The sequence below is a fragment of the Kribbella yunnanensis genome (assembly GCF_039529655.1).
Classification (GTDB): Bacteria; Actinomycetota; Actinomycetes; order Propionibacteriales; family Kribbellaceae; genus Kribbella; species Kribbella yunnanensis.
Window position 1 is genome coordinate 24975 of the sequence record NZ_BAAANF010000015.1, and the last position, 20697, is coordinate 45671.

General features: G+C 67.2%; 22 protein-coding genes and 2 tRNA genes. 11 read left to right on the plus strand and 13 right to left on the minus strand.

Annotated features, from left to right (window positions below):
• Positions 1-62: 62 nt before the first annotated feature.
• Positions 63-929: a neutral zinc metallopeptidase gene (locus tag ABD231_RS19910; RefSeq protein WP_344153818.1), complete on the minus strand. Its 867-nt coding sequence runs from the start codon at positions 927-929 to the stop codon at positions 63-65.
• A 19-nt stretch (positions 930-948) separates the two neighbouring features.
• Positions 949-2847, minus strand: a complete 1899-nt coding sequence (locus tag ABD231_RS19915) for a S41 family peptidase (RefSeq protein WP_344153821.1) — start codon at positions 2845-2847, stop codon at positions 949-951.
• Between the two features lie 97 nt (positions 2848-2944).
• On the opposite strand from ABD231_RS19915, the gene ABD231_RS19920 reads away from it, so the two are divergent.
• The 3 genes from ABD231_RS19920 to ABD231_RS19930 are packed head-to-tail and all read left to right on the plus strand — an operon-like array spanning position 2945 to position 5373.
• Complete coding sequence (locus tag ABD231_RS19920) at positions 2945-4117, plus strand: hypothetical protein (RefSeq protein ID WP_344153824.1); 1173 nt, start codon at positions 2945-2947, stop codon at positions 4115-4117.
• A gap of 18 nt (positions 4118-4135) precedes the next feature.
• On the plus strand, positions 4136-4840 hold the full coding sequence (locus tag ABD231_RS19925; protein ID WP_344153827.1) for a M50 family metallopeptidase: 705 nt from the start codon (positions 4136-4138) through the stop codon (positions 4838-4840).
• A gap of 32 nt (positions 4841-4872) precedes the next feature.
• On the plus strand, positions 4873-5373 hold the full coding sequence (locus ABD231_RS19930) for a mycothiol transferase (RefSeq protein ID WP_344153830.1): 501 nt from the start codon (positions 4873-4875) through the stop codon (positions 5371-5373).
• Here ABD231_RS19930 and ABD231_RS19935 read toward each other — a convergent pair.
• Positions 5366-6496, minus strand: coding sequence for a hypothetical protein (locus tag ABD231_RS19935; protein WP_344153833.1), 1131 nt, complete (start codon positions 6494-6496; stop codon positions 5366-5368). The two genes, ABD231_RS19930 and ABD231_RS19935, sit on opposite strands and share 8 nt — an antisense overlap.
• Positions 6496-7362, minus strand: a complete 867-nt coding sequence (locus tag ABD231_RS19940) for an exodeoxyribonuclease III (RefSeq protein ID WP_344153836.1) — start codon at positions 7360-7362, stop codon at positions 6496-6498. Before ABD231_RS19940 ends, ABD231_RS19935 begins: the two co-directional genes overlap by 1 nt.
• 340 nt (positions 7363-7702) lie before the next feature.
• Between ABD231_RS19940 and ABD231_RS19945 the strand changes: the two genes are divergently transcribed.
• The 3 genes from ABD231_RS19945 (at position 7703) to ABD231_RS19955 (ending at position 9428) form a co-directional block, all read left to right on the plus strand.
• Positions 7703-8590 (plus strand): sigma-70 family RNA polymerase sigma factor, encoded by an 888-nt coding sequence (locus ABD231_RS19945; RefSeq protein WP_344153839.1) that lies wholly within the window; start codon positions 7703-7705, stop codon positions 8588-8590.
• 93 nt (positions 8591-8683) lie between these two features.
• Complete coding sequence (locus tag ABD231_RS19950; RefSeq protein WP_344153842.1) at positions 8684-9241, plus strand: hypothetical protein; 558 nt, start codon at positions 8684-8686, stop codon at positions 9239-9241.
• Between the two features lie 114 nt (positions 9242-9355).
• Positions 9356-9428 (plus strand) — tRNA-Asn (locus ABD231_RS19955).
• Positions 9429-9719: 291 nt separating this feature from the next.
• Here ABD231_RS19955 and ABD231_RS19960 read toward each other — a convergent pair.
• Complete coding sequence (locus ABD231_RS19960; RefSeq protein ID WP_165952873.1) at positions 9720-9857, minus strand: hypothetical protein; 138 nt, start codon at positions 9855-9857, stop codon at positions 9720-9722.
• A gap of 143 nt (positions 9858-10000) precedes the next feature.
• Between ABD231_RS19960 and ABD231_RS19965 the strand changes: the two genes are divergently transcribed.
• Positions 10001-10077 (plus strand) — tRNA-Ile (locus tag ABD231_RS19965).
• Here ABD231_RS19965 and ABD231_RS19970 read toward each other — a convergent pair.
• Complete coding sequence (locus tag ABD231_RS19970; RefSeq protein WP_344153847.1) at positions 10078-10605, minus strand: CGNR zinc finger domain-containing protein; 528 nt, start codon at positions 10603-10605, stop codon at positions 10078-10080.
• 47 nt (positions 10606-10652) lie between these two features.
• Between ABD231_RS19970 and ABD231_RS19975 the strand changes: the two genes are divergently transcribed.
• Positions 10653-11570, plus strand: coding sequence for a 2-dehydropantoate 2-reductase (locus tag ABD231_RS19975; RefSeq protein WP_344153850.1), 918 nt, complete (start codon positions 10653-10655; stop codon positions 11568-11570).
• Positions 11571-11622: 52 nt separating this feature from the next.
• On the opposite strand, the gene ABD231_RS19980 is transcribed toward ABD231_RS19975, so the two are convergent.
• The 6 genes from ABD231_RS19980 to ABD231_RS20005 form a co-directional block, all read right to left on the minus strand.
• Positions 11623-12057, minus strand: a complete 435-nt coding sequence (locus tag ABD231_RS19980; protein WP_344153853.1) for a hypothetical protein — start codon at positions 12055-12057, stop codon at positions 11623-11625.
• A 100-nt stretch (positions 12058-12157) separates the two neighbouring features.
• Positions 12158-12715, minus strand: coding sequence for a dihydrofolate reductase family protein (locus ABD231_RS19985; RefSeq protein ID WP_344153856.1), 558 nt, complete (start codon positions 12713-12715; stop codon positions 12158-12160).
• A gap of 34 nt (positions 12716-12749) precedes the next feature.
• On the minus strand, positions 12750-13340 hold the full coding sequence (locus tag ABD231_RS19990) for a dihydrofolate reductase family protein (protein WP_344153858.1): 591 nt from the start codon (positions 13338-13340) through the stop codon (positions 12750-12752).
• Positions 13337-14125 (minus strand): SRPBCC domain-containing protein, encoded by a 789-nt coding sequence (locus ABD231_RS19995; protein WP_344153861.1) that lies wholly within the window; start codon positions 14123-14125, stop codon positions 13337-13339. Before ABD231_RS19995 ends, ABD231_RS19990 begins: the two co-directional genes overlap by 4 nt.
• A gap of 46 nt (positions 14126-14171) precedes the next feature.
• Positions 14172-14459: a YiaA/YiaB family inner membrane protein gene (locus ABD231_RS20000; protein WP_344153864.1), complete on the minus strand. Its 288-nt coding sequence runs from the start codon at positions 14457-14459 to the stop codon at positions 14172-14174.
• A 43-nt stretch (positions 14460-14502) separates the two neighbouring features.
• Positions 14503-15618, minus strand: coding sequence for an FAD-dependent oxidoreductase (locus tag ABD231_RS20005; protein ID WP_344153867.1), 1116 nt, complete (start codon positions 15616-15618; stop codon positions 14503-14505).
• Positions 15619-15703: 85 nt separating this feature from the next.
• Between ABD231_RS20005 and ABD231_RS20010 the strand changes: the two genes are divergently transcribed.
• Complete coding sequence (locus ABD231_RS20010) at positions 15704-16309, plus strand: TetR/AcrR family transcriptional regulator (RefSeq protein WP_344153870.1); 606 nt, start codon at positions 15704-15706, stop codon at positions 16307-16309.
• On the opposite strand, the gene dnaG is transcribed toward ABD231_RS20010, so the two are convergent.
• Positions 16293-18200 (minus strand): DNA primase, encoded by a 1908-nt coding sequence (gene dnaG, locus ABD231_RS20015; protein ID WP_344153873.1) that lies wholly within the window; start codon positions 18198-18200, stop codon positions 16293-16295. The genes ABD231_RS20010 and dnaG overlap by 17 nt on opposite strands.
• Positions 18201-18263: 63 nt before the next feature.
• On the opposite strand from dnaG, the gene ABD231_RS20020 reads away from it, so the two are divergent.
• Positions 18264-19844: a glycoside hydrolase family 99-like domain-containing protein gene (locus ABD231_RS20020; protein WP_344153876.1), complete on the plus strand. Its 1581-nt coding sequence runs from the start codon at positions 18264-18266 to the stop codon at positions 19842-19844.
• A gap of 9 nt (positions 19845-19853) precedes the next feature.
• The gene (locus ABD231_RS20025) at positions 19854-20696 is read left to right on the plus strand and encodes a TolB family protein (RefSeq protein WP_344153879.1); all 843 of its coding nucleotides are present in this window, start codon (positions 19854-19856) and stop codon (positions 20694-20696) included.
• The last annotated feature ends 1 nt before the right edge of the window (position 20697 follow it).

Genomic DNA, 20697 nt, shown 5'->3' on the forward strand with positions numbered 1-20697 from the left:
AAGAACGGACATTCGTTTTGCGCAGTGAACGCGGTCACACCCGGGCAGATCTGCCCGATCGGTCAGCTCACCTGAGCAGCGGTCGCGGTGAAGGTGTTGCAGGCCGCGGGACTAGCGGCCCGGAAACCGGCCATCGACCAATAGGCGTGATTCTTGGTGCTGCCGTGGTCGTACCCGTCGTCGTCGGTCGACCCGACGACCTTGGCGAAGAGGTCCGCCCACCCCGGGTCCTTGCGGAACGCGGCCAGGTCCGCACCGACGTACACGCCGCCGAAACAGGAGGCCTGCAGTTCGTAGCGACGGCTCTCCTCGAGCGCCAGGTCGACGCCGTTGAGTCTCAACCGCCGATCGAAGGCCGCCTTCTCCATCCCGGTGAGCGCCTGCACGTGGTGCCCGTACTCGTGCGCGATGACGAAGGCCATCCACCCCCGCACCAGCTCGGGGTCCTTGCGGTACTCATCCAGGTCGACCTGCGCGTCGACGTAGATCGTGTCACCGCAGTAGATGCCGTACGCGTCCGCGTCGCACGGCAGGTCAGGCGATCTGCCGGCCACGATGTCCAGCTTCGGCGGCGTGAAAGTGAAGCCGGCCTTGCGGATCGCCGGCGCCCAGGCTGCATTGAGGCAGGCCGTGGACTGCGTGTAGTAGGCCCGGACGTTGGCCACCGAGGTCGGCTTGACCTTGGGTTCCGGACAGTTCGCGGTCAGTTTGCCGACACCGTAGATCGCATTCTTCGCGAGCATCGGCGGTTGCGGCGGTGCGGTGACAGGCTGCGGCGGCGCCTTCGTCGGAGCAGTCGTCGGCACCGACTGCCGCGCTCGGGCCGCCTCCGAGGCGGCCGCGGCCGCGGGATCGTCGGCCACAACGGTCTTCGTGCAGCCTGTCAGCAGCAGGACTGCGCACACCACAACCACACCCCGTGCCTTCACAACGCGACTGTAAGGGCGATCAGATCGTCGTACGGCGGGATGCCACCAACCTGCCAAATTCGTAGCCGTCGGCGCGGAGGAGCTCGCCTGGGGCGGCGTCGAGGATCGTGATGGTGAGCGGCGAGCCTGTGAGATCTTCGGAGCTGATCGGGCGGTCGTCGAGGTAGAGGTCGACGCGGTCGATACCGACCACGGTCAGGGTGACCGTGAGCGTCGTACCGGCGATAGAGGTTGCGACCTGAAGGCTGCGCGTGGGCATCGCGGCCAAGAGGGCACCCGCGCGGGCGAGCAGGTCGACGTTGCCGTCGAGCAGATCGGCGCGAGTCATCCGGTGCAGTTCGGACGGCTGGATGCCGAGGTCCTCGACCGGCGTGCCGGCGAGCTCGCCGACGCGGAGCGTACGGCGGATCGCGACGCGCAGGTTGGCGCCGTTCGGCAAGGACTCGTACGGCGAGGTTGGGTCGGGTGGCGGCGGTTCGTTGAGCAGGGCCGCGAGCAGGCCGTGGGTCCACACGTTCGCGCCGCCCGCACCGGTGTTCTCGTCGACACCGAGGATCGTGCCGATGCCGTGGTCGGCGAACCCGGCGGTGAAGATGTCGGTCGCCGAGTAGACGCGAGCATCGGTGATCAGCACGACCGGACCGTGATAGGTCTGGCCGACGTCGTTCGCGCCCTCTTCCGGGGTGATCGGCTTCGCCGCCGAGTACGCCGCCCCTGTCTCGGTCGCGAGGTCGAGTGAGTCGAACCACGGCCCGAGGTCGATACCGGCCGGGTTGTCGCGGTGTCGCCGGCAGATGCTCAGGTTGAGCGGCGTACTGAGGAATTGGACCGGCTCGGGCGTGATCCGCTTCGGGGTCAGCGTCTGCAGGGTGAACTCGGCCGCATGGATGTGTCCGCCGCCGTTGTCGCGGACGTCGACGATCAGCCCGTTCTGCGGCAGGGACGCGGCCAGCCGGACGAACTCGTCCCGGAACGCGACCGGGTCCGGGACGCTGAACGTGAAGATACGCAAATGGCCGAATGTGCCGGACGGCGTACTGGCTGTGCGGGCTCGGAAGACGCCGGGCATCGTGGTCGGCAGGTCGGCGCCACCGACGGCCGCCGGTGCAGGCAACTCGGCCGAGCTCTGGCCGCGTTCGAGTGCGACGACTTCGCGGACGTAGAGCGCCTTCTTGGCGCGAGCCTTCTCATCGGAGTCGAGGTCCATACCCATCAACGCCGAGGTCGCATTGATCGCGTCGAGATCGGTCATCGGCGGGAGGTTGGTGGTGACCTGCCACTGCTCGCGGAGCTCGCGCTTCGAACCGTCGAGACCCACGTAGCTGAGCACGACCCAGTCCTCATCCGGCGGTGCCTGGATCACCAGCGGCCGCAGAGTCAGGGATTCGAGACCACGCGCGAGGTTCGCCGCCTCGTTGCTCCCGGCGAACTGTGCGCCGTTGAGCGCGACCGCGCGGGCGATCGCCGTACCGTTCCAGTGCGTCACCTCGGCGCCCGGCCCGAACTGCGGTGCGCTGTAGCCCTTGATCGTGCGCGTGATCAGGTAACCCTCGGCGCACTTCTCGATCATGAACGGCAGGAACGCGACCTTGCCGGCGAACGGCGCGGGCAACAGGTAGTTGGTGTGCAGGTCGCGGACCGAGTGGAAGATGCTCGACACCTGCCGATGGAACAGCCACTCAGGCTCCATCGTCTCCGCGTTCTGGCGATCCATCCGAGCTCGCAGGACCCGCAGCCGCTGCAGCGGATTGACCGCGTGCATGGCGACCTTCAGCGGTAGGTGGACGTAGTTCTGGCCGAGCAGCAGCAAGGCTTGGTCGACCACGATCTTCCGCTGCGCCAGCGTCAGCGTCCCCGATCCGGCCAGGAAGGCCGGCAACGGCACAACAGCACCCTCATCAATTGCAGTAGTCATCATTGCCCCCTCGTTCCACGGTCCGCCGCTCACTGCGCACTGTCAACGACGCGCCACACTCGGAATGCGGAACCTGGGTTCGTGAAGGACTATCGACGTCATGCGGATCAGTCGAATGTTGTTAACCATGTTGGTGATCGGCGCGCTCGCGACGCCCCCGGCACAGGCCGCAGCTACTTTCCCGCGGATCGACGCGAGTGGATTCCAGCTCGTCTCGGGCGACACCTTCGCGACGTACGGCGCTCGGGTCGCTCAGCTCGAGACCAAGCCGGCCCTCGCGCCGGTCGGCGTCACCGAAGTCCTCGCCGCGTCCAATCGAACCGGGCGCACGCTCTGCCACACGACGTACCTGACTGCGTCGCTGAATCCGAAGGGGTTCTGCTGGCAGGACGGTGAGGACGACGACGAGAACGTCTGGATCCCGCAGGGCCTGTCGGGGTCAGGAGACGCACAGCCGGCCGGTGGTGCTCGCCGGGTCGTCGTCGCGAGCTGGCACAACAGTGGCGACACGGCGATCCGGGTGTCCTTCCTGGATGTGGCGACCAACAAGTACCGGCATGTGCTGTTGGTGGAGCCGACCGCCGATGGCAACTTCCAGGCGATCGCTGGGCACGGGCATGGGCTGTACTGGTCCGGGAACATGCTCGTGGTGGCGACAGGTGGCGCCGTGCTGCGGGTGTTCGATCTGCGGCACATCTGGCGGACCGACACGAGCACTGGCGAGGTAGGGCTGGGTGCTGACGGCAAGTACCACGCACTGTGGCACGCGTTCGCGCTACCGCAGGTCGGGGCCTATTGGTACGCCGGAGGCGGGTGCGCATCGACCACCGGCGTACGGCCGTGTTTCGCAAGCCTGGCACTCGACCACGCGGGCACCGGCTCATTTGTCGCCGCTGAACACACCACGCGCGGTGGTGGGCGGATCGTGCGCTGGCCGCTCAACAAGACGACCGGACTGCCTGCTGCTGGTACGGACGGTGTGGTGCGGGCGGTGGAGGCGTTCAACTCGCCGGTGTGGGGTATGCAGGGTGCGGTCTCCTACAACAACAGCTTCGTGATCGCGGGGGTCTGTCCGGAGTACGCCGACAACATCGGAGACGGCGTCGACTACCCGAGCTGTTTGCATCGCGGTACCGGTGGCGTTTCGACGTCAGTGTGGACGAAAGCGCCGAAGAACACCGAGAACCTGTCGTACTGGCCGGCCACCAACGAGCTGTGGCTGATGAACGAGCAGCTGCGCGAACGGGTGACCGTGCACGTGGCATTTCCGTAGTACTGCAAGGATGGGCGGGTGAGTGAGTTCTGGGACAGCATCACGTCCGCACAGCCCGAGCCGTCCATCCGCGTGGTGATCGGCACCGGCGTGGTCGCGCTGGTGCTGATCAGTTGGCGGCCACTGTGGCGGTTCACCCGACAGGTGGTGACGATCGCGCATGAGGGCGCGCACGGTCTGATCGCCGCGCTGGTCGGCCGCAAGCTGGCCGGGATCCGCCTGCACTCGGACACCTCCGGCGTGACGGTGTCGCGCGGCAAACCGACCGGTGCGGGGATGATCGCCGTACTGCTGGTTGGTTATCCCGGCCCGGCGCTCTTCGGGCTCGCCGCCGCCTTCACCCTCAGCCGCGGGTACGCCGTTGCGTTGCTCTGGGGACTGTTGGTTGCGTTGGTCATCCTGCTGCTGCAGATCCGGAACCTGTACGGGCTTTGGTCGGTGCTGGTGTTCGGCGCGGTCGTCTTCGGGGTGACGTGGTGGGGCTCGCCGGCTGTGCAGTCGGCGTTCGCGCATCTGCTCACGTGGTTCCTGCTGCTCGCTGCGCCGCGCGCGGTGATCGAGCTACAGCACTCGCGTCGCGGTGGGCAGGGGCGGAGTTCGGATGCCGACCAGCTTCGGCGACTGACCGGCGTACCGGCGGTGATGTGGGTCGGCGTGTTCGGGTTGGTCGCGCTCGCCTGCCTGGCGCTCGGCGTGATCTGGTCGGGTGTGCTGCCGAGCTAGTTTTGTCGGTTCCGCCGTTTAGTGTGTTCGGCATGAAGGCCAACGAGATATTGATCGACGGGTTCGGCCGGGTTCTGGAGCAGGTGCACGAGGTTGTGCGGGGGCAGGATGACAAGATCCTCACCGCACGACCATCTGACTCGGCGAACTCGATTGCCTGGCTGGTCTGGCATCTGACGCGGATCCAGGACGACCATCTGTCGGAGGTCGCGGCGCATGAGCAGGCGTATACGGCGGGCGGGTGGCACGAGCGGTTCGGGCTGCCTTTCGACGCTGCCGACACTGGGTACGGGCACACGCCTTCTCAGGTCAGGCAGGTTGCAGTGTCCGCCGATTTGCTCATCGGGTACTACGACGCTGTGCACCAACAGACGCTGGAGTTCCTGCGGTTGCAGGCCGATTCGGACTTCGACCGGATCGTCGACACCCGCTGGGATCCGCCGGTCACGTTGGGCGTTCGGCTGGTCAGCGTGATGGACGACGACATGCAGCACATCGGGCAGGCGGCGTACCTGAAGGGCTTGCTCAGCTAGGCAGGTTGGCCTTCCACAGGGTGCCGCCGGCGATCAGGTAGGCCTCTTGGTCATTGGTGCGCACCAGAGCGGTAACAGGACCTTGGAGACCGCCGGTCGACTCGAACACCCTCCAGTTGCCCTCGCGACCGTTGACGACCTTGACTTTGTTGTCCTGGGCAATCACCTGGGTGACGTCACCGTCGGGGCTGCCGTCGGACAGCGGTGGCGGCAGGACGTCTTTGTCACCGACCGGGATCGCCGGTACGCCGCTCAGTCGCTGCGCCTTGGCACCGTCGTACCGCCAGATCGCGAGCTTGTTCTCGACGAACCCGGAGATCACGCAGGTGTCCGCGCAGGTCGCCGTGTTCGCCTGACTGCGCTCACCGGGATCCGGCAGTTCGACGCGGGTCCAGCCTTGCGCGAGCTTCTCGGAACGCCAGATCGCAGCGCCCTGCTGGACGACGTTCGGTTCGAGGCGGACCTGCGAACCGGTCAGCACGAGACCGTCGCCGTACGCGGTCGCGTAGCCCGTGCCGACGAGGAGGTTCTTCGTGTTCTGCAACGGAGTCTTGGCCGAATCCTGCTTGAGCCACTTGTTGTTGGCCTGCGGCAACCAGACCGCAGCGTCCAGCCCGGTCACGACGCCTTCCCACGAACCGGTCAGAGCCTCTCCCGCCGGGGTGAGCACGGCGGCGTTCATCTGACCGGCGGACAGCCCGTTGAAGGTGTCGAAGGTTTGTGGGTGTTCTTGGAGACCGCTGTCGACTGAGCCGGTCCAGACGGTCCACCGCACGTTGCCGTGGGCACCGCCGGACGCACCGCCGAGGCCGAGTACGCGCTTGCCGTCCCAGGCGATCGAGTACCAGATCGCTTCGAACGAGTAGGGGCTCGAGGCTGAGGGTTTGACTGGGACGGTCTTGCGCTCGGAACCGTTCAGCAGCACGGCGCCCGGGACGACCTTGGCGCCCTTGTGTTTGACGCCGACCAGGATCTGACCGTCATGCTCGGCCAGGGCGACCGGCTCGGCGCCGACGTCGACCTTCTCCCAGTTGATGGTCGGCGGCTGGGCCTCGTTGTTCTTGCTGGTGCAGGCGGTCAGGGCGGAGGCGGCCAGTACGACGGCCGCGATGACCCGGCGCATCAGCGGTTCTGCGGCAACGTCGTCGGACGCTTCCGACCGCGTGGCGCCGACGGCGGCGGCACCATCGGACCGATGTCGCCATCCGGTGCCACGTCGAGGTCGACGATCACCGGCGCATGGTCACTCGGCCCAGTCCCCTTGCGCGCCTTCCGATCGATCCACGCCGCCTTCGACCGACTTGCGACACCTTCGGTCGCCAGCATCAGGTCGATCCGCATGCCCAGGTTCTGGTGGAACATGCCGGCGCGGTAATCCCAGTAGCTGAAGACCTGGTCATCCGGCCAACGCTCGCGGACCACATCACGCAGATCCTTCGCCGCCATCAACTCAGCGAGCGCCTGGCGCTCGGGCGGCGTCACGTGGGTCGAGCCGACATACGCGGCCGGATCGAACACATCCGCATCGGTCGGCGCGATGTTCATGTCACCACAGACGATCTGGTCCTCAGGCCCATCCGCAACTACCGCGGCAAGCGCCTTCAACCACGCGAGTTTGTACTGGTAATGATCCGAGTCCGGCACCCGCCCGTTCGGTACGTACAACCCGTGGATCCGGATCCCACCACAAGTCGCCGCAACCGCCCGAGCCTCCGGATGCGGAAACCCCGGCGCCCCCGCTACCCCGGTCACCACATCCTCCAGCCCGACCTTGCTCAGAATCGCAACGCCGTTCCACTGCACCTCGCCGTACAGCGCAGTCTCATAACCCCTTTGAGCCAGCTCACCACCCAGCAACGCGGTGAACGCATCATCAGCCAGCTTCGTCTCCTGCAAACACACAACATCAGGCTGCCGCTCATCCAGCCACCCCAACAACCGAGGCATCCGCTGCTTCACCGAATTGACATTCCAAGTAGCAATTCGCACCGCCCCAAGGTACCCGCCAACCCGTCCCACCCCCACCCCTCACACCACCCACCCTGGGGCCCAAGTTCGTGGTCCGGCGCCACCTTGAGCACCCTCCAACCACGGGCGCCCCGCTGAAACGATCGAACCGTGCTCAAGGCCGCCGAGCCGGCCCACTTTGAGCACGCATCGACCAGCTTCAGACCGCGCAAATGGCTGATCCGTGCCCAACGTCGTACCGGCTCACCCTCCACAGCACTCTCGAATTACCTGCGCCGTCAGCGAGTTATCCACCGATTGGAATTGGTTGGTCACGGAGGGTGGTTTCGACTGCATCCTCTTGTCAGGAGAGAGGGAGCGGATGGCTGAGCACCTGGACTGTGAACCTGCCGACGTGACCGCGCTGGTGGCCTACCTGCGCGAGATCGGCCGGCACGAACTACTCACCTTGGAGGAGGTTTCTGAACATTCACACTGGATCGAAGCCGGCGTACTGGCAGCCGACCGGCTGACCACCGACCCCGCACCGGACAACGCCGCCGACCTACAGCAGGTCGTCGCGCTCGGGCGGCACTCATGGCGATGCATGATCGAGGGCAACCTGCGGCTCGTGGTGACGATCGCGCGCCGGTACACCGGCAAAGGCATATCGCTTCTGGACCTCATCCAGGAGGGCAACATCGGGCTGATCCGCGCGATCGAGCGGTTCGACCACCGCCTCGGCCACCGCTTCTCGACGTACGCGATCTGGTGGATCCGCCAAGCCCTCGGCCGGGCGATCTCCGACCGCTCCCGGCTGGTCCGGATGCCCGCCCAGGCGTACGCCGACGCCTGCAGGGTCGCCGTGACCCGCCACGACCTCACCCAACGACTAGGCCGCGAACCCACCCTCAACGAGCTCGCGGGCGCGACCACTCTGACCATCGCCCGCCTGGAGCGCGCCCAGGCCTGGCAGATCCACCCCGAAGCTCTCGACTTCCTCGACTCCGAGCCGCTCATCGACGACGAGACCCTTGTCCTGCAAGCCGCCCTCCGCCGGGACATCGCCCATCAACTCCAGTTCCTCGACGAGCTCCACGAGCAAGTCATCCAGCACCGCTACGGCCTCCAAGGCCGCACGCCCGCCACCATCGAGGAGACCGCCACCCAACTCAACCTCACCCCCGACCAGATCCGCACCCTCGAACGCGAGGCCCTCCGCCACCTCCGCCGCCGAGCCGGCCACCACCTCCGCGACTACGCCGCCTGACCCCAGGCCATGCCCCGCCGCTTGCCCAGCCGCTTGAGCCCGCCGCCTGACCCGCACGGCCGGCGGGTTGGCCGGGGCTGGGATGATGAAGGAGTGAGATTCAGGCGCAGCACCTGGCCCCGTGAGCTTGCCGACGCCGTCAGCGGGTCGACCACCGGCCGCAAGGAGTCCATCCTGGCCGCGGCTCAGCTAGCGGACGGCAACTGGGTCGCGGGCACGCGCGCGGCCGTCTACCTCCCGACCGACGCTCCGACCGAGTCCCCCGGCAAGCCGACCCCCGAGTCAGTACGACGCGTCGGCTGGGAGCAGATCGAGCGCGCCGGCTGGGATTCGGAGGCATCGGTTCTGCACGTCTACGAGACCACCGACTTCGGCACCCCCTTGCGCGCCACCGACCTCAAGATCGACGACCCCGGCCGCTTCGGCCAGCTGCTGCGCGAACGCGTCGACGCGAGCATCGTCGTACAGCGCCATGTCCCGCTGTCCGGCAAGCGCGGCGTCCGCATCGTCGGCCGCCGGAACCCGTCCACCACCGAGGCCCCGATCACCTGGAACATCGTGCTGGACAAGGGCTTGGAGCCCACCCAGCCCGGCATCGTCGACGCCGCCGAAGCCGCCCTGGCCGCGGTCCGCGAAGAGTTCGGCGTCTGACCCCGAAGCTGACTCCGAAGCGGGAATCCCACCGATGGAATCCCGTTTTTGCAGGACGCCTCCGGCCTGCTAACCTACTCAAGTCCTCAGGGGATCGAGGACAGAAAAATACGATCCCGCGTAGCTCAATTGGCAGAGCAGCCGGCTGTTAACCGGCAGGTTACTGGTTCGAGTCCAGTCGCGGGAGCTCCAACGCAGCACCTCACAGGCCGGTTCCATCAGGAGCCGGCCTTAGTCATGCCGCGCGAGCGAGGTTTCCGATGGAATCGCACCCGGCTGCCGTCCGCCAGTCGTGGGCGTGGAGACCCCATGGTGGGCTTGACCAAGAAATGACCTGTTCGCCCCCACCGTTTCCTGTTCAAGCCCCTTCTTAATGGCTCGGCAGGGAACGGCGCGGAGTCGGATGAGCCTCAAGGCGGACCTCACCCGAGGTCCGCCTTTCTTCGTCCGCCGGTCTCTCGCACCCCGGCGTTCTCCGCTACTTACCCTTGCGGCGATCGATCGCCCGCTGAATCCGCTGCTGCGGCTGCCCGGTCAGCTTGGCGATCAGCGGCACCCGGTACTTGAACGCCGCCACCGCCCCGACCACGAGCACAAGGAAAATGAACCAGCCCATCGCCGTTCCCTTCGTCGGACCGGACCTACCACCGGCCTGACCTCCATCATGCCCGGTCCACCCCAGCAACCACTCCGTCAAACCCCTGACCCACCCCTGGTTTACCGCATTTCACCCCAACACCAGATACCATCACCCGGCACGGGGCGGTAGCTCAGCTGGTCAGAGCAGAGGACTCATAATCCTTGGGTCGTGGGTTCGAGCCCCACCCGCCCCACCACTAGGCGCGGTAGCGGGCCATTTTGGTTCGGGCGCCGCAGGTTTCCATGGAGCACCAGCGGCGGTTGGCGGCTCGGCTTTCGTCGACGAAGAGCAGCCAGCAGTCGTCGCGGCCGCATTCACGGATGCGGGGTGCGAGGGGGCCGCTGAGCAGGTTGGTGCCGTCTTGGGCGACGAGGGTGAGCATGCCTTCGAGGTCGGTCCGGGGCGGGCGCAGTTTGAGTCCGTCGGTACGGCGTTCCAGGCGGCCGCCAGGGATTGCGCGGCCGGCCCAGTGATTCAGCACGTCGAGGTCGGCGTCCGTGGCGGTGAAGGCGGCGTACAGGGCTTCGCGGAGTAGGCGCGCGTCGTCGAGGTTTCGGGCGGAGGCCTTGAGTGGGTGATCGGCCAGGCCGGCTTCGTGGAACCAGCGGGCCAGGTCCGCAGGTGTCCGGAGGCGATCGAACGCCTGGCCGCCGCGTTTGCCGAGGGTGGCCGTGAAGTTCACCGACGGCCGGCCGCCGTGCCAGGGGAAAGCTGCATCCGTCATGTGAGCAGTGTAGTCGTGTTACCGGTTAAGCAGGTAACGTGCCGGGCATGGGACTGAAGATTGCAGTGATCGGCGCCGGTGGCGTCGGAGGGTATTTCGGTGGCCGGCTCGCCGCGGCCGGGCATGACGTCAGCTTCGTTGCGCGTGGGAACCACCTCGCGGCGTTGCGGCGGGACGGCCTCACCGTGACGAGCGTCGCCGGGGACTTCAGGATTGCGGCCCCGGTGGCCACCGACGACACCACCGAGATCGGCGAGGTCGATTTCGTTCTGCTGGCCGTCAAGACCTGGCAGCTCCAGCCGGCGATCGCGGCCCTGAAGCCACTGGTCGGGAGCCGAACGGCGGTGATCACGACCCAGAATGGCGTCGACGCTCCCCAGCAGGTCGCCGACGTCTTCGGTCAGGACGCGGTACTGCCAGGTGCAGTGGAAGTCATCGCATTCCTGGACGGTCCTGGCCGGATCCGCCAGATCGGCGGCGGGAAACTCACCTTCGCCGAGTGGGACAGCCGGCCGAGCGCGCGCACCGAGAGCTTGCAGGCCGCCCTGCAGGACGCCGGTCTGACCGCCGTGGTCTCGCCGGATGTCTGGGCCGCATTGTGGAAGAAGTTCCTCGCACTGGCATCGATCGGCGCGATCGGCACCGTCACCGGCGCCCCGTACGGCGTACTGCGCGCACGCCCGGCCATGCGGAAGTTGCTCGAGGACGCCATGACCGAGGTTCAGCAGGTCGCGCGGGCTCGGGGAATTCAGCTCACCGAAGCCGATGTCGCGACAGAGTTGGCCTTCATCGACCAGCTTCCCGCGGAAGGAACGACCTCGCTCCAACGCGACATCGCGGCGGGCCGCCCGTCGGAGCTCGACGCCTGGACAGGCACCATCGTGCGCCTCGGCCGCGAGACCGGTACGCCGACACCCGTCAACAACTTGCTGTACGAACTGGCGGGCGCCCGGGCCGCTTCCTAACTCCACAGATCCGGGGAACACCGTGCCGGTCACGGTGTTCCCCGGACTGCTGTCAGAGGGTTGCAGTGATGGCGATCTTTGCGGGGTTCGGGCAGAGGAAGCTGCCACTCTTCTTCGGAACGCTTTGCTCTGGGAACGTGCCCGCGTTGCCGGAGTAGGTGCCGGTCAGCGTGCCGGAGTAGCCGCAGCTGATCGGCTTCGTGACGGAGACGTTCAGCGTGAGGCTTGCCGCATTGCCGGGACCGAAGGTGAGCGTGCCGGACGCTGTGCCGTCGGCAGAGCAACTGTTGTCGATGTCAATCGACTGGATCTGTACGGCGGCCGGTGGCGGACCGCCCGCGTAGGTGAAGGTGAAGGCGCAGGACGTGCCCTGGAACACGATGGTTCCGGAGCCGGTGGCGTCGGGGCGGGCGGATGCCGGCGCGGCGGCCAGGCCGACGGACGACACCACCATGAGGGCGGACAGGACGGCAGTACGGAAGCGCATGGCGACCTCCATGGGAGGGGGGCGGATAGAGTCGCAGCAGCTGCCGCCAATGACGCTAAATCCCTCACCTGAGGTAGTCAACAGGTCACAATGAGTTTTCTTACCTGCTGGTAGCGACAACGTAGGTCAGGTAGGCGATCTGCCCGACGCGTTCGACCTGTTCCAGCCGCAACTCGGCCGGCGTCAGCACGCTCGGGAACAACGGCTTCCCGGCAGTGAGAATCGCCGGAGCGACGCCGACCACCATCCGATCCAGCAACCCGGCCGCGGCGAACCTTGCCGCGAGCCCACCGCCGCCGGCGATGAACACGTCCTTCTCCCCCGCGGCCGCGACCATCGCTGCATGGACCGGCGCGACATCGCCGTTCACAAAGGTGATGTCCGCGCCCGGGATGACCGGCAACTCCCGGCTGCTGAAGACCCAGGCCGGTCGGCCGCGATGACCTTCGAGCCAGCGCTCCGGATGTTCGAGCAGGCCCGAGTCCCGTAGTACCGACTCGTAGGTCGACGAGCCCATCGCGAAGGCGCCGACGCCGGCGAGGAAGTCGCTGAAGTCGCGGTCGGCTGCGTCCAGTCCGTACAGCCAGTCGAGTCCGTTGTCCTCCGCGGCGACGAAGCCGTCCAGGCTCGCGAAGATGTAGTACGTCGTCAGCCCCATGCCGGCCATGTTGCCCGGGGACCGGGTCAGGGAATCAGCGGGCTCGGGTGTAGACGAGGGCGAGCTCGCCCGTGGCGCCGGCCTCTTGGTGGGTCAGGGTCCAGGTGGTGCTGGGGATTCCGGTTTCGAAGAGGCGGGTGCCGCCGCCGGTGATGACGGGGATGACGGTCAGGTAGAGGCGGTCGATGAGGTCTTCGGTGAGTAGGGACTTGATGACGGTGGGGGCGCTGTTGACGAGGATGTCGCCGGAGCCGGTTGACTTGAGGTCGGCGACTGCAGCGGCGGCGGGGGCGTTGAGGATGCGGGTGTTGTCCCAGGGGGCCTCGGTGAGGGTGGTGGAGAGGACTACTTTTTCTACGCCTACCAGCCATTTGGCGTAGCCGCGGTCGCGGGGGTCGGCGCTTTCGTCGTTGGCGACTGTGGACCAGTACCCGAGGAAGCCTTCGGCGCTGTTGCGGCCGAGGAGGGCGGTGGTGGCGGATTCCCAGATGCGGGACATCTGGTCGCGGGCTACATCCGTTGTGACAAAGGGAATGAAGGGCGCGAAGTCCTGCGGGCCGCCGGCTCCGTGATAGTGGCCGTCGAGGCTGAGGGCGAGGTTGGCGGTAACCAAACGGTTGGTCATGACTGAGCTCCTTGGATGACGCGGGCCAGATTGTCGAGCACCTGGTTCCAGCCGGTCTCGATACCGGCGATGGACGGAGCAGCCGCCACGGTGGTGTCGTCGAGCCGCATGCCGACGCGCAGGTGGGTGCCATCCGCAGTCGCGGTCAGCACAACGTCGTACCGCGCATTGAACGAGGCCCCCAACACTGCAAGGTCAAACACCAGACGCGAGTACGGCGTCGCCTCGTGGACCGTGCCTTCGGATCGGTACCGGCCGTCGGCATCGCGGTACTCGAGGACCGCCCGCCCGCCGGCTCGTGGTTCGAGCAGGCCCTCGGTGACTGTCATCGACGGCGGTGCCCACCACGTGGCGAGCAAGTCCGGCTCGACCCAATGCCGCCAGACGACCTCGGCCGAAGCCGGCAGCACGCGCTCGAACGAGAACGTGCGCCCATCGGCCCAGTGATCGCGGGCAGCCAGAGCCGTCTCCTGCGAGATGGCATCCCGGTAGCGCGCAAGCACATCACGCTCCCCCGCATGTGCGCCGGCGGTCGAGGCCAACTGCCGCAGTCGCTCCGCGAACGCCGTCAACGGCTCGGACTCCAGCGCGTACACGCGGCGCTGTCCCAGCGGGAAGACCGTCACCAGCCCCACGCGGCCGAGCGCCTGCAGGTGTTTGGTCGTCTGCGGCTGCCGCAGCCCGGTGAGCTCGACGAGCTCACCGACGGAACGCGGTCGCTCGGCCAGCAACTCCACCAGCCGCCACCGCGCTCCGTCCCCCAGTACTGCCGCGATCTGCTCCATGACCCAAAGTATTCTCCACAGAGAATATTCTTGTCAAGGAATATGTTCAGTCGACGCGGAACGGGTCGTGTTCGGCGAGGAGCTTGTCGAGCCGCGCCTGGTCGACGCGGGTGGTGACGACGGACAGCTCCTGCCGGTCGCGGACGACCTTGGACAGCGTGACCGTCGACGTGACGAGGTACAGCAGGCCGAGACCGAGGAAGGCGCGGACCCAGCCCGGGGCGGGGAGGTAGATGACGGCGATGGTCATCGCGGTGAGGGACAGGCCGAAGGAGATCACGGCCTGGACGTAGTACGCGTTGGTCTGCGACGGCTGGATGGGCTTGTTGGTCATGCCAAGATCCTCGCCACTCGCCAGCCCGGCGGCATGCGCTGAACTACTCAATCCGCAGGTCGAACATACGCTTCCCGTTCTCCAGCGACTCCGTCACCGCGGCCATCCCATGCGCCAGCATCTCCTCCCGGTACGACGCCAGGGTCGTCGCACCCGTCAGCGCGGAGGTCAGCCGCGCCGCATCCCACAGCGCGGTATTCGCGCCGGCCCCGGCTGACGGCAGCATCGGATGTACGGCGTCGCCCAGCAGCACGACAGGTCCGTCGGGCCACGGCAGGACCGACGTACAGGTTCGTAACGCGATCGCGAATGCAGCCGAGGCATCCGCCGAATCCACCAGCGAGCGGATCGCCGGATGCCAGTCCGCAACCTGCTTGCCCACAAGGCCCCACAGCTCCGACGGCGACATGGCGAACAGCTCGTCATCACAATGACCCAACTGCTCCGCAGTGCCGGTCATCACCGCCATCAGGTAGTCGCCGTACTCAGCCGGCGGCGTCCGGAACAGCACCGGCGCAAACGCCATCCCCGCTCCGACCCCCTCATTCACGAAGCAGAAACCGCGCAGGAATGCAGTCGGCGCAACCGCCCGCACGGCATCCGCCAGAGGGATCTTCCCGTAGATGCAACGGATCCCACTGTCATGCACCACGAACGAAGGCAGCAACTGCGCCCGCACCCGCGACCCGACCCCGTCCGCACCCACCAGTACGTCGGCCACTTCCGTCGTACCGTCGGCGAACCGGATCTCGACGCCGTCACCGACGACGCCGCACGACGCGAATTCCTTGCCGAAGGCAATGACCTCGTCCAGCCCGGTCATCATCGCCCGCCGGAACGCATAGCGGTCGACCGAGGTGATCGAGTCCGGCCCGCCGATCGGGAAGGTCCGCTCGGACAACTGGTTCAGCTGCGGATCGAAGCCGGCCACCAGGTCACCCGGGTGCGTCGCAGTCTCGATCACCCGGCGCCGAACCACCTCTGGCAGGACCGCCGCGAGAGCCTGCTCCCCCACCGGACCGATGTGAATCCGGTACCCCTGCCGACGAAACGACGGCGACGGATCCCGCTCGTACACGCGCACCTCGACGCCCGCCTTCAGCAGCCCCTGGGCGAGCGCGAGCCCGCCGATCCCGGCTCCGGCGATCGCTACCTTCATCTCAATCACCCCATCAGTGAACTTAGTCATCCAGCTGGTTGATTAAGTTAGCACGATGGATGGCAAATCCGCTAGAGTGATCGGCGTGCGGAGATCCCCGGGACCTGACGAGCGGCAGCGCGACGCCGAGCGGAGCCGGCAGCAACTGCTGGACGCGGCCGTGATCGAGTTCGGCGCGCACGGTTTCAGCGGCGCGCGAGTGGGCGCGATCGCCGACCGGGCCGGCGTGAACAAGCAGCTGATCTCGTACTACTTCGGTGGCAAGGAGGGCCTCTACAAGGCCGTCGCCGACCGTTGGCGGGCCACCGAGCCGGCCGTCACCGACGACCCCGGGACGCTCGGCGAGCTGGTCGGCGCCTATGCACGGGTCGCCGTCGAGCAACCGGATCTGCTCAAACTCCTGGTCCGCGAAGGGATCGATCGGGACACCGCCACCGGCGACGAAGAGGCGCAGTACCAGCGCTTCCAGGGCATGCTCGCCGACTTCCGCCGACGCCAGTCCGAGGGCGAACTCGCCGACGACCTGGACCCGGCGTACGCCGCCCTCGCGTTGTTCGGCATCGCCGCCGCGCCAGTCGTGTTCCCGCAGATCGCGCGGGCCATCGGCCTCGATCCGGACAGCCCGGACTTCCCCAGCCAGTACGCCGAGCAGGCCGACCGACTGGTGTCACACCTCAGATCGCGCCGGTGATCGCCTTCTTGCGCAGGTCGGCGCGGTAGGCCTCGAGCGCGATCAACTCACCGAACATCCGGTTGTAGTCGTCAGCCTTGTCGATCGGATTCGTCCGCTGCAGCTTCGACTTCAGATCCATGATCCGGCGCGCACACGTCAGCTCCTGCACGCGTGCCACGAGCGCCAGCGCATACTGCTCGTCGGGATCCCGCCCCAGCCGGAGCGGATCGACCGCCAACGCACCGACCACGGCAGCGGCCGGATCGTTGCCGATGGCATCCCGTACGGCGACCACCCACGCCTCACCGGGTGCCGCCGTCGAGGGTCCACCGATCTTCTCCATCCCGGCACGGACCGCGGCCAGCCATGGATGCGTGAAGTCGTGGTCGTCCAGCTCGTCGAACGCGACGCCGACGAGATTCGGGTGCTGCATCGCGACCTTCAGCACGTCCCACTCGATCACGAACCGCTGGTCGCGTGGCGACGGCAGGTCGTTGCGGGGTTGCGGTGCTGGAGCCTCGGCGGTGGTCGTGACCGGCGTCCGCCCTTGCGGAGTCTGCGGCGTCGCGGCCGGGCGCGAGGCGGCGCGATGCACCTCGGACCGGACCTGGTCGACCTCCATACCGAGCAGCCCGGCCAGCTCGCGGGTGAACGCGTCGACCTTCGAGCGGTCCCGGATGCTGATCACGAGCTTGGCCGCATCGCGCAGCGCGTCGATCCGGGTGTCGGCCCGGTCGAGGTCGTACTTCGACAGCACGTTCCCGAGGACGAACCGGTACAGCGGGACCCGGCGGCCGATCAGCTCACGGACCGCCGCGTCGCCCTTCTGCAGCCGCACGTCACACGGGTCCAGCCCATCCGGCTCGACCGCGACATAGGTCTGCGCGGCGAAAGCCTGGTCGCCCGCGAAGGCCTTGAGCGCTGCCCGCTGACCCGCCTCGTCACCATCGAAGGTGAAGATCACCTCGCCGCGGAACTGATCGTGGTCGAGCAGCAGTTGCCGCAGCACCCGGGCATGGTCCTCGCCGAACGACGTCCCACAGGTCGCGACCGCGGTGTGGACGCCGGCCAGGTGACAGGCCATCACGTCCGTGTACCCCTCGACGACGACCGCCTGGTGGCCCTTCGCGATCTCACGGCGGGCGAGATCCACGCCGTACAGGACCTTGGACTTCTTGTAGATCGGGGTCTCGGGAGTGTTCAGGTACTTCGCTTCGATCTTGTCGTCGTCGAAGAGCCGCCGCGCGCCGAAGCCGATGACGTCCGACGACGCGTCGCGGATCGGCCACATCAGGCGGCCGCGGAATCGGTCGTACAGACCGCGCTGGCCCTCGGCGGAGACACCGGACGCGACCAGCTCGGCGTTCGTGAAGCCGCGCTGGCGCAGGTGATTGGTCAGCGCTTCGCCACCGCGCGGCGAGAATCCGACCCCGAAGTGCACCGCTGCGTCGCGGTCGAAGCCGCGCTTGTCGAGGAACTGCCGGCCCAGCGCGGCCTCCGGAGCGCCGAAGAGCTGCTCGACGTAGTACTCGGCAGCGACCTTGTGCACCTCGACCAGGCGCGGCCGCTGGTTCGCCGGACCGCGCTGGATCGGGGCGCCGGACTCGTCGTACCGGAGCTGGATGCCGACCTTGGCGGCCAGCGTCTCGACGGCCTCGTGGAAGGTGATCTGATCGATCTTCTGAATGAAGTCGATCACGTCGCCGCCCTCTTGGCAGCCGAAGCAGTAGAAGAACCCGCGCGCCGGAGTGACGTTGAACGACGGCGACTTCTCGTCGTGGAACGGGCACAGCCCCTTGAGCGAACCGCCCCCGGCGTTCTTCAAGGTCACGTACGAGCCGACGACGTCGTCGATCCGGGCCCGCTCGCGCACCAGCGCGATGTCCTCGTCCTTGATCCTGCCTGCCACCCCGCGAGTCTACGATCTCCGGCAAGGACTCCTGCCCGCGGGACGAGAATCTGGGGATAACTCGTGCGAAGAATCATCGGACTGCTTGTTCTGAGTGCTGCCACGGTCACCACTCTGCTCACCGCCGGTCCGGCGTCCGCAGAGCAGATACCGGCTCAGCCAGCGCCCTTCGTGGAGCTGGTCTCCCCCGGCGGCGTCGGCCGGCTCTACACCGCCGACTCCCGCGAGCTCGACGCCGCGACCGCCGCGGGCTACCGCCGCCAGCCCGGTACGACGGGCTTCATCGACCGTACGGCGTCCGCCGGCTCGACCCCGTTGTTCCGGCTCAAGCCGTCGGCGAGCGCCTCGAAATGGCTCTTCACCGCATCCACCCAGGAGCGCGACGCCCTGGTCGCTCAAGGCTGGGTCAGCGAAGGCACCGCCGGGTACATCGGCACCCAGCCGGGCGCGGGCCTCGTCCAGCTCCGCCGCTTCACCAACGGCTCCGAGTGGCGGCTTGCCCTCGAACCACGCACCACCGAGCTACTCAACGCGGGCTACAAACTCGACGGCCCGGTCGGCTACGTCCACCAGACCTGGATCCGGGCCGGCGCGGTCTACTTCGGCATGTTCCACACCGGCGGTCACCCGACGATCATCGCGCGAACCAAGGCGATCTACGGCCGCGACAACGACTGGTGGGGCGGTGTCCGCGACTTCCACGACGGCACCCACTACGCGACCGACAACTGGCCGGGCGAGGACTGGTCGAACCTCAAGCCCTCGATCGGCTACTACGACGACTCCCAGGCCGCGACCGTGGAGAAGCACATCACCCAGGCGACCTCCGCCGGGCTGAGCTTCTTCAACTTCTACTACTACTGGGACAGCAAGAAGCAGCGCCAGGACCTGACAGACAAGGCGCTCGACGCGTTCCTCCAGGCGCGCAACAAGGACACCATCGACTTCACCGTCGGCGTCTGCGCCCACCCGTACGCACCGCTCAACATCCCGGTCGGCCAGTACGACGCCGTCGCCACGAACCTGGCGCACTACCTGCAACAGGACAACACGCTGCGCACGAACGACGGCCGCAAGATCCTGAACATCTGCGATGCCCGGGGTCTTGGTGACGGCAGCAACGCGCAGGTGAAGCAGTTCATCGACGCGGTCCGCGCGAAGTCCGGTCAGGACCTCTACGTGATGATCAACCAGGCTGGCTTCGACCCGCGACAGGTCACCAACGCCGGCGCCAACTCGCCGTACTGCACGACGGACGGTCCGAGCATCGAGGCCCGCTCGTATGCGACCTATCTGCGCGACCAGCGCAAGTTCTACAACCAGGCGCCCACCGGCCCGTACGGCCGCTGCGTGCTCTCGGACTTCGACGAACGCCCGCGCTACCCGATCGAGAACACCGACGTGAGCAAGATCCGCTGGATGCCCGACCAGTCCCTCAACGGCTTCCGCGAAGCGCTCCGCAACGCCACTGCCGATATGGCGGCCTCCACCCGCCCGTCCACGGTCGACAACTACCTCTACCTGTACGCGTGGAACGAGTGGCACGAGGGCGGCGTCATCGAACCCAACCAACGCGACGGCTGCGCCTACCTCGACATCCTGCAGAGCGAACTAGCCCTCCAAGGTCCCGGCTGCGTGAGCTAGCTTGGCTGCGTGCCCCGAACCCTGCGCCCTGGCCAACGTTCCGAGCTCTACACCATCGACGTCCGCACGGGTGAGCACCAACTGGTGTTCACCTCGGACGAGATCCTGTTCGAAGCGCCCAACTGGACGCCCGGCGGCGACCTCATCGTGAACGGCGACGGCAAGCTCTTCCGGGTCGACAACGGCCTGGTCGAGATCGAGCTCGGCGGCGTACCGGACATCAACAACGATCACGTCGTGAGTCCGGACGCCTCGACCGTCTACGTCTCCGCGGACGACGGACACCTGTACGCCGTGCCGCTGGCCGGCGGGGTTGGTCGTCGGGTGAGCAATGATCGTGGTGCTGGATTCCACCACTACCTGCACGGGATTTCGCCGGACGGGACCACGCTCGCGTACATCGGGCTCGAGTCGGTCGACGGTCGGCGGATCACCAATGTGTGGACGATCCCGGCGGCCGGTGGGGCCGACGTACAGGTCACCAACGACGAGCATGCCGATGACGGGTCGGAGTACGGACCGGACGGGAAGTGGATCTACTTCAACTCCGAGCGGGCCGGGCATGCGCAGCTCTTTCGAATTGGGGACGAGGTGGAGCAGCTCACGTTTGACGAGCGAGTCAACTGGTTCCCGCATCCCGCGCCGGACGGGTCGTCGATCGCCTACGTCAGCTTCCCGCCCGGCACCGAGGGGCATCCGGCCGACATCGAGGACGTCCGCCTCCGCCTGCTCACGCCCGACGGCATCCGCGAACTCACCACACTGTTCGGCGGCCAGGGCACGATGAACGTGCCGAGCTGGTCACCGGACAGCACGAGCTTCGCGTACGTCGCCTACCCGCTAGGAAGCTGAC

Coding starts and splice junctions, on each gene's coding strand:
- ABD231_RS19915 (WP_344153821.1), bottom strand. CDS start 2,847: ATGATGACTACTGCAATTGATGAGGGTGCTGTTGTGCCGTTGCCGGCC.
- ABD231_RS19920 (WP_344153824.1), top strand. CDS start 2,945: ATGCGGATCAGTCGAATGTTGTTAACCATGTTGGTGATCGGCGCGCTC.
- ABD231_RS19930 (WP_344153830.1), top strand. CDS start 4,873: ATGAAGGCCAACGAGATATTGATCGACGGGTTCGGCCGGGTTCTGGAG.
- ABD231_RS19935 (WP_344153833.1), bottom strand. CDS start 6,496: ATGCGCCGGGTCATCGCGGCCGTCGTACTGGCCGCCTCCGCCCTGACC.
- ABD231_RS19945 (WP_344153839.1), top strand. CDS start 7,703: ATGGCTGAGCACCTGGACTGTGAACCTGCCGACGTGACCGCGCTGGTG.
- ABD231_RS19960 (WP_165952873.1), bottom strand. CDS start 9,857: ATGGGCTGGTTCATTTTCCTTGTGCTCGTGGTCGGGGCGGTGGCGGCG.
- ABD231_RS19970 (WP_344153847.1), bottom strand. CDS start 10,605: ATGACGGATGCAGCTTTCCCCTGGCACGGCGGCCGGCCGTCGGTGAAC.
- ABD231_RS19975 (WP_344153850.1), top strand. CDS start 10,653: ATGGGACTGAAGATTGCAGTGATCGGCGCCGGTGGCGTCGGAGGGTAT.
- ABD231_RS19980 (WP_344153853.1), bottom strand. CDS start 12,057: ATGCGCTTCCGTACTGCCGTCCTGTCCGCCCTCATGGTGGTGTCGTCC.
- ABD231_RS19985 (WP_344153856.1), bottom strand. CDS start 12,715: ATGGGGCTGACGACGTACTACATCTTCGCGAGCCTGGACGGCTTCGTC.
- ABD231_RS19990 (WP_344153858.1), bottom strand. CDS start 13,340: ATGACCAACCGTTTGGTTACCGCCAACCTCGCCCTCAGCCTCGACGGC.
- ABD231_RS19995 (WP_344153861.1), bottom strand. CDS start 14,125: ATGGAGCAGATCGCGGCAGTACTGGGGGACGGAGCGCGGTGGCGGCTG.
- ABD231_RS20000 (WP_344153864.1), bottom strand. CDS start 14,459: ATGACCAACAAGCCCATCCAGCCGTCGCAGACCAACGCGTACTACGTC.
- ABD231_RS20005 (WP_344153867.1), bottom strand. CDS start 15,618: ATGAAGGTAGCGATCGCCGGAGCCGGGATCGGCGGGCTCGCGCTCGCC.